This window comes from Mesobacillus sp. LC4, assembly GCF_053543455.1.
In genome coordinates this window covers 651,313-665,454 of record NZ_JBGCUB010000001.1, presented here as the reverse complement: position 1 = coordinate 665,454, position 14,142 = coordinate 651,313, and the positions used below count along the sequence as shown (strand labels likewise).

17 protein-coding genes are annotated in these 14,142 nt (G+C 40.9%); 4 read left to right on the top strand and 13 right to left on the bottom strand.

Going from position 1 to position 14,142, the window contains the following annotated elements; genetic code table 11:
• The first annotated feature begins 7 nt into the window (after positions 1–7).
• Positions 8–1,843, top strand: a complete 1,836-nt coding sequence (locus AB5I83_RS03435) for a DNA ligase D (protein WP_448972821.1) — start codon at positions 8–10, stop codon at positions 1,841–1,843.
• Positions 1,844–1,868: 25 nt separating this feature from the next.
• Here AB5I83_RS03435 and dapF read toward each other — a convergent pair whose 3' ends face one another.
• From dapF to AB5I83_RS03390, 9 genes are all read right to left on the bottom strand, one after another.
• Entirely contained in the window at positions 1,869–2,849 is a 981-nt protein-coding gene (dapF, locus tag AB5I83_RS03430) for a diaminopimelate epimerase (RefSeq protein WP_448972819.1), read from the bottom strand.
• Between the two features lie 161 nt (positions 2,850–3,010).
• Entirely contained in the window at positions 3,011–3,295 is a 285-nt protein-coding gene (locus AB5I83_RS03425; RefSeq protein ID WP_448973944.1) for a hypothetical protein, read from the bottom strand.
• Entirely contained in the window at positions 3,177–3,506 is a 330-nt protein-coding gene (locus AB5I83_RS03420) for a four-helix bundle copper-binding protein (RefSeq protein ID WP_448972817.1), read from the bottom strand. Before AB5I83_RS03420 ends, AB5I83_RS03425 begins: the two co-directional genes overlap by 119 nt.
• 87 nt (positions 3,507–3,593) lie before the next feature.
• The gene (locus AB5I83_RS03415; RefSeq protein WP_448972815.1) at positions 3,594–4,385 is read right to left on the bottom strand and encodes a hypothetical protein; all 792 of its coding nucleotides are present in this window, start codon (positions 4,383–4,385) and stop codon (positions 3,594–3,596) included.
• 123 nt (positions 4,386–4,508) lie between these two features.
• Entirely contained in the window at positions 4,509–5,897 is a 1,389-nt protein-coding gene (locus AB5I83_RS03410; RefSeq protein ID WP_448972813.1) for a S8 family peptidase, read from the bottom strand.
• Positions 5,898–6,160: 263 nt separating this feature from the next.
• Positions 6,161–6,940: an ABC transporter permease gene (locus AB5I83_RS03405; protein WP_448972811.1), complete on the bottom strand. Its 780-nt coding sequence runs from the start codon at positions 6,938–6,940 to the stop codon at positions 6,161–6,163.
• A complete protein-coding gene (locus AB5I83_RS03400) occupies positions 6,937–7,845 on the bottom strand; it encodes an ATP-binding cassette domain-containing protein (RefSeq protein WP_448972809.1) in 909 nt (302 codons plus the stop codon). Before AB5I83_RS03400 ends, AB5I83_RS03405 begins: the two co-directional genes overlap by 4 nt.
• Entirely contained in the window at positions 7,845–8,045 is a 201-nt protein-coding gene (locus AB5I83_RS03395) for a PLD nuclease N-terminal domain-containing protein (protein WP_167833698.1), read from the bottom strand. Before AB5I83_RS03395 ends, AB5I83_RS03400 begins: the two co-directional genes overlap by 1 nt.
• A gap of 156 nt (positions 8,046–8,201) precedes the next feature.
• Positions 8,202–8,522: a DUF4870 domain-containing protein gene (locus AB5I83_RS03390; protein ID WP_311071106.1), complete on the bottom strand. Its 321-nt coding sequence runs from the start codon at positions 8,520–8,522 to the stop codon at positions 8,202–8,204.
• Positions 8,523–8,673: 151 nt separating this feature from the next.
• Here AB5I83_RS03390 and AB5I83_RS03385 point away from each other — a divergent pair, with 151 nt between their 5' ends.
• Positions 8,674–9,798, top strand: a complete 1,125-nt coding sequence (locus AB5I83_RS03385) for an amidohydrolase (RefSeq protein WP_448972807.1) — start codon at positions 8,674–8,676, stop codon at positions 9,796–9,798.
• Between the two features lie 274 nt (positions 9,799–10,072).
• Entirely contained in the window at positions 10,073–10,633 is a 561-nt protein-coding gene (locus tag AB5I83_RS03380; RefSeq protein ID WP_226642093.1) for a GNAT family N-acetyltransferase, read from the top strand.
• Positions 10,634–10,677: 44 nt separating this feature from the next.
• Here the strand turns inward: AB5I83_RS03380 and AB5I83_RS03375 are convergent, their stop codons facing one another.
• Both AB5I83_RS03375 and AB5I83_RS03370 read right to left on the bottom strand, forming a co-directional pair.
• Positions 10,678–10,842 carry a hypothetical protein gene (locus tag AB5I83_RS03375; RefSeq protein WP_167833641.1) on the bottom strand — a complete coding sequence of 55 codons (165 nt, stop codon included), beginning with the start codon at positions 10,840–10,842 and terminating at the stop codon, positions 10,678–10,680.
• 180 nt (positions 10,843–11,022) lie between these two features.
• Positions 11,023–11,802 carry an SDR family oxidoreductase gene (locus AB5I83_RS03370; protein WP_448972805.1) on the bottom strand — a complete coding sequence of 260 codons (780 nt, stop codon included), beginning with the start codon at positions 11,800–11,802 and terminating at the stop codon, positions 11,023–11,025.
• Between the two features lie 171 nt (positions 11,803–11,973).
• Here AB5I83_RS03370 and AB5I83_RS03365 point away from each other — a divergent pair, with 171 nt between their 5' ends.
• Positions 11,974–12,447 (top strand): Hsp20/alpha crystallin family protein, encoded by a 474-nt coding sequence (locus tag AB5I83_RS03365; RefSeq protein WP_448972803.1) that lies wholly within the window; start codon positions 11,974–11,976, stop codon positions 12,445–12,447.
• 39 nt (positions 12,448–12,486) lie between these two features.
• Here AB5I83_RS03365 and AB5I83_RS03360 read toward each other — a convergent pair whose 3' ends face one another.
• Positions 12,487–13,209 (bottom strand): CAP domain-containing protein, encoded by a 723-nt coding sequence (locus tag AB5I83_RS03360; protein ID WP_448972801.1) that lies wholly within the window; start codon positions 13,207–13,209, stop codon positions 12,487–12,489.
• Positions 13,210–13,604: 395 nt separating this feature from the next.
• Positions 13,605–14,075 (bottom strand): FixH family protein, encoded by a 471-nt coding sequence (locus tag AB5I83_RS03355; RefSeq protein WP_448972799.1) that lies wholly within the window; start codon positions 14,073–14,075, stop codon positions 13,605–13,607.
• Between the last annotated feature and the right edge of the window lie 67 nt (positions 14,076–14,142).

Sequence of the window (14,142 nt, the reverse complement as noted above, 5' to 3'; positions counted from 1 at the left end):
GGGGAAAATGCTTAAACCAATGCTCCCTACGCTGGCATTTGAAACGCCACAGGGGGATGAATGGCGTTATGAGATTAAATTTGATGGCTTTCGTGCCTTGCTGACATGGGATTCAGAAATTGAATTAACAAGTCGCAATGGGAAACCTCTGCTGCCTCTGTTTCCGGAATTGACGGAGTTCCTGGAGGCCAACATGGAATTGTTTGCACCATATTTGCCTTTGACATTGGACTCAGAGTTGGTATATCTTGAGAACCCTTATAAAGCGAATTTTGGAGCGATCCAAATTAGGGGAAGAATGCGATCTAAGGAAAAAATCAAAACCGAAGCGGAAAGGAATCCATGCAGGCTGATGGTTTTCGACCTTTTGAGGATAAAAGGAAAAAACATTGCACCTGAAAGTTATCAGGACCGGAGACTAAAGCTTCATTCCTTGTTTTCCGAGCTTGGACTGCCACTCAGTCCAAACCAGCAAAAGCCTGCCTTGGTCCAGCTTGTCCCAAGTGAAAGAGAATTGAGTGACATATGGGAGAAAGTTGTCATATATGATGGCGAGGGCATAATTGCCAAACAATATAATAGCAAATGGGAAGAAGGAAAACGAACGGATACGTGGATTAAATCGAAGAACTGGAAGTATGTTTCCTGTTTTGTGACGGCATATGAAAAATCCAATGGATACTTCTATATTTCAGTTTACAAAGATTCAAGAATCCATCAAATCGGACTGGTTATCTTCGGATTCAAACCCGAGGAAAAAAACGCCCTCCATCAAATCATCAAGCAAAATAAAAGTAGTGAAGATAATCAGTTCATCTATGTAGAACCAGGCATCTGCCTTGATGTAAAGTATCTGGAAATTTACGAGGATCAACTCCGCGAGCCTCATTTTCATCAGTTCCGATTCGATCTAAGTCCAGACAGCTGCACTTATGAAAAGTTCGTTTTCCAACAAAAGAATCTGCCTCCGGATATTGAAATCACCCATCCAGATAAGCCGATTTGGGAAGAACCTCCGATTCAAAAGGTGGATTATATCCATTATTTAAGGGAGATTTCTCCCTATATGCTTCCATTCCTGGAGAATCGGCTCTTAACTGTGATCCGTTACCCTCACGGCATGTTTGGCGAAGCCTTTTACCAAAAAAACGTTCCTGATTATGCACCGGATTTTGTCCAAACTTCAAAATCTGAAGGAATTGACTATATTGTCTGCAATAATATGAAAACCTTGCTCTGGCTTGGGAATCAAATCGCCATTGAATTTCATATTCCATTCCAGACCATCAACAGCAAAGGGCCTGATGAGATTGTTTTTGACCTTGATCCTCCATCAAGGGAAGATTTTCATTTGGCGATCAAGGCTGCGCTTCATATAAAAGAGGTTTTGGATGAATTAAAACTGATCAGCTTTATTAAGACTTCAGGAAATAAAGGTCTTCAGGTGTATATACCGCTGCCGGATAACCGTTATAGCTATGATGATACAAGACTGTTCACCTCTTTTATCGCGAACTATCTTGTTTCTAAAGAGCCTGATTACTTTACGATTGAACGTCTGAAGAAAAACAGGGGTAACCGATTATATGTCGACTACATTCAGCATGCTGAAGGCAAAACGATTGTCAGTCCCTATTCCGCGCGAGGAAAATCACATGCTGGTGTCGCCACTCCTTTATTCTGGGAAGAAGTGAACGAGAAGTTAAATATTGAAGAATTCCATTTAGGAACGATCATCCAGCGCATTCAAAAGTTAGGCTGTCCATTCCGCACTTATTTTGCAGCAAAAGCAGAGCAGAACTTCGAACCAGTACTCAATGTTCTGAAGTCAAAAAAATCCTGAGGGAGCTCCTCAGGATTTTCTTCATTTAAAAGCGGCTTAGATACTTTCTAGCATGCTCCTGCAGCTTGCTGTACTGGATTTCCTCGTTAAAATCCTCTTGTTCAAGGATTTCAGTAAGTAGTCCCTCTTTCGAAAAATCAACATCTATTTCTGCTGAGTAAACAAAAGTAGCATTGCCGATCAAGTCGATGGTATAAGTTTCATTTTTCTTATGGACAGCACATTGAACCATCCCGCCATTATTGTAGACATTGATTGGCTGGCCAAGTTCATTTTCCCCCATCAGGCAGGTGACAAGTGTCGAGGCGGACATCGCTGTTCCACAAGCATTCGTATAGCCAACGCCTCTTTCAAAGGTCCTGACAAAGATGCTTCCCTTTTCAAGAAGCCTTATGAAACTGACATTGACGCCGTCAGGAAATAAATCATTAGGATTGTTTACCTTTTCGCTCAATTCTGTCTGCAGATTGGATTCCAATTGTTCCTTGCTTACTACAGTCGTTAGATGCGGGTTAGGCACTGAAAGAGCTGTAAACGTCAATTCCTCCGATAACTGTGGAATCTTTTCCTGAATCAATGTTTCCTGGTCAAGATTCAACGGTAAATCCTTCAGGTCGAAAGTTACCGGAGAGATTTCCACCTGGTAAGTTGGAATATCACTGAAAATTTCTTCATGCTTTTTGACCTTGAGGTTGGCTTTCATCGTTTCGATTACAGCTTCTTCGACATCCAGCTTCTCGCAGACATAGCGTCCAGCACAGCGAAGACCATTGCCGCACATGGATGCCTCCGTACCATCCGAATTAAATATCCGATACTGAGCGTCTGCAACCTTGCTTGGACGGATGAACAGGATTCCATCCGCCCCTAGTGACGACGCCCTATCACACAGCGCCAGCGCAAGGTCACGCCTTTTGAAATCATCAAGTTTATAATTCCGATCCGTTTCATCTATTAATAAAAAGTCATTATGTGATCCATGACACTTAATCAAATCAATAAACATATTTACGCCCCCAAAAACCTTCGTTATATTACAAGATGCCATAAAAGCTCGAATTGTTCAATATTGAAAGTCTTAAGGTTGAGTTTTTCTTTTGGCTGATTTCTGCTTTTAACCGTTGTGATCTTCCCAGGTGGATTTCCGACAATGCAAAGCTCCTGCTTTTACCGTTTTTGGATTCCCGGACGGTTTTCGGGCAATGCAGAGCTCCTGCTTTTACCTCTTTGACCTTGCAGAGCGAATTCCGGGTATTGCAGCATCCTGCATTCATTCGTTCCCAATTCATCACACAAAGAAAAAAGAACCAGCATGGATTGCTGGTTCACCAATTCAGGATGCCATTTTCCTGCATTCTTCCGCACATTTAAAGCAGGCTTCGGCACATTTTTGGCAGTGGTCGTGATCATGCTGCTTGCATTCATTGCCGCAGGCTTCACAAATTTCTGCACACAGGCCGCAAATTTTATTAACGAAGTGGCTATTTGTTTGCATCGCAGTTACTGCCATACCGCAGATTTCGGCACACTCCCTGTCCATTCTGATGCACTCTGCCATCATTTTTACATTCTCTTCTTTTAAACAGGAATCAAAACAAACATTACATGCTTCAATACATTCGATGCATGCCTGGATACAATCTTGGTATCGTTGGCTCTCCATGGTTCAACCTCCTACTAGTTTTATCTATTTGTTAACCTATTGCAGTGGAGGATAAACAAAACTTTCAAAAATGGTACAATTTTCAAACTAATGATCATAATACATATAGCGACTTGCGAGAGCAGCAAATACAGCTAGCCGTTCTGCTTGTCCCATCGAATAGTCAAAGGTTAGTACGGGTGTATTGGCTTCTTTGAAAAACTTTGTCCATTCCAATGGCATCCATCCTCTTTGCAGCCTGGCAGCCGTTTTACCGTCTTCCTGAACAAACTTAAAATCTTGCATCGATCCCGGAATTCTCTCTACCTTCATTTTTTTGCCGCCGCTCAGGAAAGCAAGGCCAATTGTCTCTTTAGTCGCTTTTTTCGGATAAAACACACCAATCACATCTTTATTAGCATTTAGGATCTTAAACCTATTTCGCTCTTGTATCAGGCTGCCTTCTAAATTCCCTTTGGAGTCATAGATTCCGATTCTTTTCATGATTCTTTTATCTATAAAATATGGGATAAACCAGCGGTAGCTTTTAGAAGATAATTCTCTTAATTCACCGGCCAGCATTCCGTCAGGTGTAAAAAACAGTAACCTCACTGCCGGGGCAGGTGCAAAGCCAATCAGCAGATTGTTTTGCTCGAAAAGTTGTTTATTATCATAATGATGAGATGCTACCGCGCTCTCTTCTGATTTGTTCTTATACAAAACATAGCGATTATAGTGGCTGAAAACGAAAAATAAGAATGGTACTGCTACAAGAGTAAGAGGTATGTTCCAGGAAAACAGCAGACTTGACGCCAGAATCACCACAAGAAGACCCGCTGATAGAATAGAACCATTTAAACTTATATAAGCTGTGTGCTGGTAATATTGTTGTATGCTCATATCTATTATCTCCTTGAAGAAATCTACTTCGTCAATTTAATTCTATTAAACAAGGAGACTAATCATTCTACTTTTTTCAAACAGAACAAAACCGGACATTTGACATGTCCGGTTTCAATAGAATTATTTAATGGTCAATGCATTTACTGCATTGATCAATCCATGGCCAGTTTGCTCATCATACCCTGGTTTGAATAGATCTTCTGCTGAGCTTTGGATGATTGACTTTACTTGAGCAGGATTAAGCTGATCCTTGCCATGCTTCGCGATTACGACACCAGCAAGTGCTGCCACTTTTGGAGCTGCCATTGAAGTCCCGCCTTTACCCCCGTAACCATGACCAATGACATTTTTATTAGCATCTAAAATTGGAACTGTGCTCCATGCAAGATAGCTATTATCTCTGCCAGCACCAGTAGCTGGATCATAATTTGGCCCAAGATCGCCGCCTGGTGCCATTACATCAATTTTTCCAACTCCATAGTTAGAATAAAATGCAAGATTCTTCAAAGCGCCGCCAGCCGAAACTCTGATCATTGTCTGGCTGCTAGGACTTCTGTGTGTTGCCCCTTTGTCATCTCCAGATAATTTACCAGGGCTGCTAAGATCGACAGCATTGTTTCCGGCAGAACCAACAACTGTAACACCTTTCTGGATTGCGTACTGAATTGCCCGGTTGAACAATTGTACATCCGCAACGATGTCCTTTGTTGCATACTCAGGATCCTGGAACCAATCATAACCACCAAGAGACATGTTGACGACATCAACATTATCATCAGCGGCTGTCATTAGGGCTTCTGCAATATGAGAAGTTGCTGCACCGCCAGTTGGACCAAATACTCTGTATGAGGCAACCTTTAGGTCTGGTCCCACTCCAAGAGCTTCACCTTTTGCAGCAATGGAACCGGCAACATGCGTACCGTGGCTGTTCTGGTCAATTGGATCATCATAACCAGGAACAAAAGACTTACCGCCTGCGTAATTATCTTTTAAATCAGGGTGATTATAGTCAATTCCAGTATCAATGACACCAACAACGATATCCTCACCATCTGCGGATAATCCTGTTCCACCTGGAAGATTCCATGATTCACCGTCATTTGTTACTTGTTTAATATCCCACATGTATTGGTTATAAAAGTCTGCACCTTCAGTCAGGTCTTCCACTTCTACAGTCTCTCCATCAATCGTTTGTTCAGGGTATACAGTATTTTCCACACCAGCTTCTAAAACAATGGATGACTTTTTGACTTCTTTTAGGAAGTTGGCATTTTTAGAAGTAACCTCTACCGCACCGAGCTTGTCCAATTTATCTTCCACTTGACCGCCGGCTTTTTTAATCGCTTCGGCATAACCAGATGGAAGTCCCTGTTGATCCTTAAAGATTACCAGGTATGTATTCTCTGTATTCGATTCTGCTTCCCCTTTCGTTACACCAGCATTGAAAATGGTAGCCGCCCCCAGAAGGACTGCAAGTGTTCCTGCATAAAGCTTTTTTCTTGTCGACATATTACCCCTCCTTTTTTCTTAATTTTCATTATATTCAAAATCCAAGTTTTAGCAATATAATGAATTCGACACTAAAAACCAGTGTTTATCCAAAAAATAGGTCTAATTTATTATTCGATAATTTAACTTCAAAGGAAAACAAGTTAAAAAATATGTTAAAAGATTCATTTCCGAATTTTAAATTAGTGAATTTTTCGACAAAATGCATCACAAAAACAGTTCTTCCTTCCTAGAAAAAAATTAGACCCGGTCATTGACCGGGCCTAATCAGCAAGCTCTTTTCTTTTAAATACATAGATTGCCATTACAACAAATAACACGCTCATCAATAAAGTCATTCCAGTCGCTGGCCAAATATGTTCAGGCCAGTTTTCGGTAATCAACTTCTCAGAAACATAGGATACTAGCTGTGTCGGACTCCATTCGAGAAGGTGTTGGAAGGAACCACCTAAGATTGTAAAAACGAAGACAGTAACAAGCGCTACCATTCCTGCTGCAACTGGCTGCATGAATATTGCACTGCAAAGGATTACGAAGGATAATACCAGTATGAGCCAAAGTGAATATAGTCCGAATGATTCCATGAATGAGCCGAACGGAATGAATTCAAATAGAACGCCAGTATAATACCAGCTTGCCAACATTCCAAGGAATAATGATAGGAGGATCAGTATAATGGCAGCTGCCCATTTGGAAGTAATATAAGAGGAATAGGACACTGGCTTTACAAGGATCAATTGTGCGACACCACTCTTTCTCTCACCAGCAATTACCCCCATCATCGAGAGGACGATTACCAATATTCCAATCATTTGGTATTGTCCCAAACTCATGATAAATACTTCTTGAGCAGATGGTTCCGGCATTTCAAATACTGCCCCTTCCGGAAGTCCGCCGACGGAATTAAGGATTTCAGGCAAGTAATAGGTGGTTAGTGGATCCATCACCCCAAGCAATATAAAAGTGATTGGCATCCAGACCCATTTGTAGTTTCTTGCCATCTCCAGGAATTCTTTGTTTAATAGAGTGAACCACTGCTTCATTTTTGCACCACCTTCATGAACACATCCTCAAGACTGATAGAACCAATTTCATATTTAGTGAGTGGCCAGTTCTCCCTGGCTGCCTGACTTAGTAACGCCTCTTTTATTTCTTCAAGATCTTCCGTGTAAATACTTGCTTTATTGCCTTCCATTTGAATAGAAATGATGAGTGGATGTTCTGAAAGAGAACTTAAAAAACTTGATGCTTCCTGGCTAAAAGCAAGATCGATTTTTGACTGGTGATATTTTTCCCTGAATTCATCCATTGTCCCAGATTCTATAATTTCACCATTGTGGAGGAACAAAATACTTTCACACACTTCTTCGGCATCATTAAGGATATGAGTAGAAAATAATACAGTCGCTTCCTTCTTTAGCTTCTCCAGCAATTCAAGTACTTCTCGCCTTCCAAATGGGTCCAGGGCGGAAACCGGCTCATCCAGCATAATCAATTTCGGCCTGTGAATGATCGCCTGGGCAATTCCAAGCCGCTGTTTCATGCCGCCAGAAAACTTGCCGATTCTCCTGTTTTTTGCATCCGCAATACCCACAAGCTCGAGCAGTTCTGCTGACCGCTCCTTTGATTCCTTTGCATCCAATCCAGATAGCTTCCCTACATACTCAAGAAATTCCCTCGCTGTCATCCAGTCATGGAAAACAGGATGTTGCGGAAGATAACCAATCAACTGGCGATGGTCCCCTCCCTGCTTTTCACCGACAAAGGAAATCTTACCTTTGCTTGGTTCCAGCAGCCCTGAAAGCATTTTCAGTGTGGTCGTTTTTCCAGCACCATTGGCACCGATCAAAGCGACGCATTTCCCATTTTCCAGTTCAAAATTCAACCCTTTAATCACTCGTAAGTCTTTAAAACTCTTTTCCAAATTTTCCACTGTAACTAAGGGCATTAATGATTTCTCCTTCCAATCACAAAATACAGGATAGGCCCGACGATGTTCACCAATAGTATAACAATGGCCCAAACCCATTTAGGACCGTTTGTTTTTTCAATCTTTATTAAATCAACCACCGCGACAATCAATAAAATCACCTGGATGATCACTATAGGGGCAATTAAAGCCCAATTTATATCAGCGAATAATTCCATTTCAATAACCTCCTCATTTGTTATTACACACATAAGACGACTGAAGAGGAATATCGTTCAAAAAAAAAAATAATTATTTTTTGTTGTTCCACAGTGTAAAATACAGCCAAAAAAATCTCCGGCATATATCTGCCAGAGATTTGTGACTAATGCCTCTTAAAGAAGCCTGAATATGAATGGAATCCGATATTCCTGACCTTCATAGGCTTTTATTGCACCTACAATCGTGAACACCATGGCTAAAATACCAATGACCCACAACATGAAGATCCCAATCAGCAGGATAACTAAAATTCCACTTACTATTCCATAAACAGTATAAGAAATAAAAAAGTTCATATACTCCCTTCCGTGGTAATCAATATAGCTGGAATCATCCTTTTTAACCAGCCAGATAATCAGCGGGCCTAGAAAAGCAGTAAAAAAGCTAATAACATAAATACCTGCTGCAATAAGTCTTTCGTCGTTTTTTGGCATGATCTTTCTCCCCCCAAAACTCTTATAGTAACTTTACGAAGAAGGTGTAAAAAAGTTTCATCAATGGTGTACTTTTTCATTATAATAAAATGAAGAGAAACCTTGACTTCTTGCCAATGAGCAAGAAAATAAATTTAGGATAGGATCGAAAATGAAAAGGATACTGCTGAAGAATGCAAATATAATGCCAATCACTGCTGAGTCAAGCTCAAATTGTGATGTTCTTATAGAAGATGGAAAAATAATTAGAATTGAAGTTAATATTGCAATTGAGCCTGGGATTGAGGTAATCGAATGTAATAATCACTATTTGCTTCCAGGTTTCATCGATGTCCACACTCACCTTGGCCTATATGATGAAGGTACAGGCTGGGCCGGAAATGATGCCAACGAAACGATTGAGCCGATGAGTCCCCATGTCCGGGCGATCGACGGCGTCTACCCACTCGATCCTGCATTTAGCGATGCACTTAAATACGGTATTACCACTGCACATGTTATGCCTGGAAGTGCCAATGTTATAGGTGGGACTACATCTGTCATCAAAACGGCTGGGAAAAACATTAAAAATATGGTTATCCAGGAAACTGCAGGTCTTAAAATTGCGTTAGGAGAAAATCCAAAAAGGATTCACAGTATGGGAAATAAGGACTCCATCACACGTATGGGAATCATGGGAATGTTAAGGGAAGCTTTTTATGAAGCTATGAATGCCGAAAACCCGGAATCTTTAAGGATCAAACCAATCATAAAAGCGCTGAACAGGGAAATCCCTGTTAGGATCCATGCCCACAGAGCTGACGATATCATGTCTGCAATCAGATTTGCTGATGAATTCAATCTCGATTTACGGATTGAGCATTGTACGGAAGGGCACTTGATTGCCGAAGAGCTAGCGGATACTAATTTAAAGGTGTCAGTGGGACCAACTCTTACTCGCAGGTCAAAAGTGGAACTGAAGAATAAGAGCTGGAAAACTTATCAGGAGTTGACTGACCATGGTGTTGAAGTTTCAGTCACAACTGATCATCCATACACTCCAATCCAATATTTGAATCTTTGTGCCGCTATCGCAGTCAGGGAAGGTTTATCCGAACAAAAAGCGCTAGAAGGAATTACGATATTGCCTGCAAGGAACTTAAGAGTTGATGACCGTGTCGGCAGTATTGAGCCTGGTAAAGATGCTGACTTGGTCCTTTGGAGCCAACATCCATTCCACTTCAGCGCTAAGCCCTTATGGACAATGATTGATGGCAAAATCGTGTATCAGCTTTAGTCGAAAAATGATGTAGATTTTTGGCAAAAAAACGCAGAAAAAAAGGTTGAAAAACCTATTTTCTTTTTTGAAAATATCCTGTATTATACTCTTTGGAAATAAAATTTCATAAAGCAAAGTGATTAGGGAAGGCAAATGGTGCGCCACCAGTATCCTGGTTCTAGTGGGTTCGATTCCCACCCCGAAATTTTTTAGCAACTTACAAAAAATTTCGAGGGTGGCCGTGTAGTTACATTCGCACGGGATAGGACTGCCCTGCGTGGAGGGATACAAAATGCTCAAAAAACGCGATCTGCAGGATTGCCATGATTTATTTGAGCTGATGGCGCATCCGGAGGTCTTCCCTTTTGTGCGTCAGAAGGCATATTCATATGATGAATTCGTATTTGTCACAAAACAGACGATAGAATCCGAGGAGCAAGGGGAATTGATTTCCCGTACCATTCTTGATGAGTGGGGAGCCCCAATTGGTACGATCAATCTTTTTGATATCCAGGAAGGAGCTGGGTTCCTGGGAACCTGGCTGGGAAAACCGTTTCATGGTAAAGGGTACAATACATTGGCCAAGGATGCATTCTTCCAGGAATTATTTTATGAACTTGGTATAGAAACTATTTTCATGCGCATACGGAAGGTGAATATCCGCTCCATAAAAGCAGCAGAGAAGCTGCCTTATGTGGTAAAAGCGAATGAGACTCGGAAGAATATTTATGAACAGCTTAATGCTACTGAGGAAATTTACGATTTATATGAAATTCCAAAAGATCAATATACACTTTACCTGAAAAGGTCTGGTGTACAAGAAGAAGAAGCCGCCCAGTTGCTGGAGGCATAATCCCTTCAACAATAAAAACGCCCTGTAAATGAACAGGGCGTTTTCTAATTCAGTAAATCCTGCCCCTTTATTTCTTCATGCTCCGATAAGGCAGCTTCAGACAGGAACACTTCTAGCTCAGCATCCGTTAACGTCTCATAACGTCCATCTTCAAAGAAAACCTGCGTCTGATTTGGATTGATTCTATTCATGTTAAAACCTATTCCCATTCTAATCACCCCACGAAAGTAAACTAAATACTATCAATAGTTAGATAATTCGATACAATTTTCTTTTTATTGATAATAGTTTTCCCATTGTGCTTCGTGTTATTCAAACAAGCTCCTTCACATTAAATGTCACCAGTAAGTGGATCACGGATCAAATAAAAAAACGCCATGATGGCGTTTCTACAAATTCTCCCGAAAAGCTTTTCCAAGCACGTCTTTTCCTCCTGTAACCGGGATGATGCTCCCCGTTATAAAGCTGGAATCATCATTTGCAAGGAAGCTTATAACCCTTGATATATCTTCACCTGTACCTGGTCTGCCTACTGGTACTGAAGAATCTTCGACTTTCAAGGATTGACTGATTGCCCTTTCTTTCCACTCGCCTATTATGTCACCTGGACAAACCATATTGGCTGTGATGCCATTTTCCGCTTCTTCAATCGCAAGTGTTTTCGTCAAAGAAGCCAATCCAGACTTTGCAGCCGCAAATGCAGACCTGTAAATCCACCCGGGAGCCGACTCCACTCTGTCGAAACCGATTGTAATGATTCTTCCCCACTTTCGTTCCCTCATTGAAGGGATAAGTAAATTTGATAAATAGAAAACGGCATTTAAATTGCCATTTATTAAGTAAGTCCATTCATCGACCTGGTAATCGGCCATTTTTTTCCTTTCAGAAATATATGGACCAGCATTATGCACGACTATATCTATGGCAGCGAATTCCTTCAGTGCCTGGGAAACAATCGTCTTACAGTCATCATAGTTAGTGATATCTCCCTGAACACAAATATTCTTTGTGTTGAATACTTCCGATAATTCCTTTGCAAGCTGTTCAGCCTCTATTTTGCTGTTACGATAATTGATGATTATGTTTATTCCTTCGGCAGCAAGCTGCAGTGCTGTCCGCCTCCCTAAACCGGTGGCACCTCCGGTTATCAAAGCAGTTTTATTTTCCACAACTGTACCCCTCATCTTCTTTAGATTACTTATCCCTATAGTAAAAAGAAGCAGGCTGTTTTGCAACTTTTAACGTTTTTCACCTCAGGCATCGTTAGACTTTAACCGCTGGGCCGATACCTGCATATACTATTCATATCGAAGATGGGCTGTTTGAAAGGCGGGATCTAATTGTTTCCTTGGAATCTATTGCCGTTCGACCGAAATACGCAGAAAAAGTTTTTGGAAATGAAGCCAGATGAAATTGAAAATTATGTCCAGCAAATGATGGGCAAGATGCTCCAGCCAAATATGCAAGGGATGTTAAAGCCAGAAGAGTGGCTTAAAGGGATGCAGCAGCAAAGTGCACCGGATTCAGTCCAGCCTGAAACTGGACTAAATGCAGAAATGTTTGAAACTCATGATTTTGTTTTTGTAAGGCTGCCGCTTAAAGATGAGTCCATGTTAAAACAAATGAAACTCTTCTATACTTCAAACCAGGTTATTGTGGAGCACATCCCTGATCTTTCAGATAAACACACCCTCGTACTGCCAGCGACCGTTAAGCGCAAGGGCGCAGGAGCAAACTACCGCGATGGCGTATTGGAATTAAGGCTACAAAAAATGGTTGATATGCAATTTGCGGAAATCGACATATCCAAATAAGCTCAAAAAAAAGAACAGCCGGTTGGCTGCTCTTTTTCTTTATTTTCCAATGAACATTTGTGTCCAATAGTTACCTGTTGCTACATGGCCAACACCGATATGTGTATAGCTTGAGTTCAGGATATTCGCACGGTGACCTGAACTGTTCATCCATGCATTTACTACTTCTTCTGGGGTACGCTGGCCCATAGCGATGTTTTCACCAGCTGAACGATAAGAGATTCCAAACTTCTTCATCATATCGAAAGGTGAACCGTAAGTTGGGCTAGTATGGCTGAAATAACCTTTGCTTTGCATATCTCGGGATTTTTCCCTTGCTACTTTACTTAGTTCTGTATCAAGAGCAAGCGGCTTCAAACCATTCTTTGCTCTCTCTTGATTTGTCAGCTCAACTACTTTTTGCTCGTAGGCACTAACAGCTGAAGATGCAGGTGCAGCAGCTGGCTCTTGAGCAGGGGCTTTAGCCGGCTCCTGAACTGGTGCAGGCGCTGGAGCTTTTACAGGTTCTTGTACTTTTGTTGGTTCTGGAGTTTTAACAGGCTCCTGAACTTTGGTGTCAGCTGGCTGTGCTTGTTTCCAAGAGAATTGATAGTTCTTAAAATACTTTTGTAGAATAGAATTGATTTGCTCATTGCTTAAATTTCCATTTTGGTAATAGTAAACCTTTGATTGTATAGTAGACGCATCTGCTTTATCCATCGCGGGATTAGAAGCGAATAGAGCTGCCGCAGCAAATGCTGTTATAATCATTTTCTTTTTCATTCTTGAATTCCTCCCGAAAATTTAGTTTGTCTCTCTCTTGCACACTAATCATATCATGCGATTTTTGTAATATTTATGGGAGAAACAGGTAAAACTATTATTATATGAATAGAATTTCAATCATTTTTTATTTGATAGACAAAATACCAATGTTTAAAAGACTTTTAACCCAATGGCATTAGCCCTTTCAATCTTCCTTAATTTCACTTTATAGTTTCCTAAGACCAGTTAAACAAAAAAAAGGAAGAATTAAGTGATTGACAACTTTTTGTCCAGATGTCTTTCATGACAATTTTTTCGGCAATATGACAATCATTATTGTATATTACATGCCAATCGACCTTATATAGACAGCAAACGAATGAAAAAAAGCGGCAATCGCCGCTTTTTCCTTTTTAGTGCCCATGCTGATCCTCAGACTCTGAATCTTGGTCATCCATTTTCATTTCAGAGGATTTCCCCTCTTCTTCTGGCTCACTCGGACTGCCCACGATAAATTCGATTTTTGGCATATTATGCATCCTTCTGGCAGTCACATGAGAAATAATATAATAGGTACCTTCTTCCTCAAAGGATTTTTTCAAGCGATAAATTCCGTTTTGATCGTGTTCCACCACAATTTTTTCGTGTTCTTCTGCCTGTGAACGCCAGATTTCAAATTTCACTTCGTCTGCGTCCTCTACTTTTTCTGTTCCATAAGTTATCTTGGCTTCAAACGTGATTTCCTCATTTATTTCGGCTTTTTCAGGATTTGCTGTCAACTCAACTTCTAAAAACTGCGGTTCCTCCTCCACTTCCTGCTGTGAACATCCTGTCATAATCAGCCCTATCCATGCTGCCAATAACACTACCAACAATCGTTTCATTTTATATACCCCTTAATCAATTTTGTGAAATCTTGCTTCTAAAAGAGCTTGCATTGCCTTTGGCAAC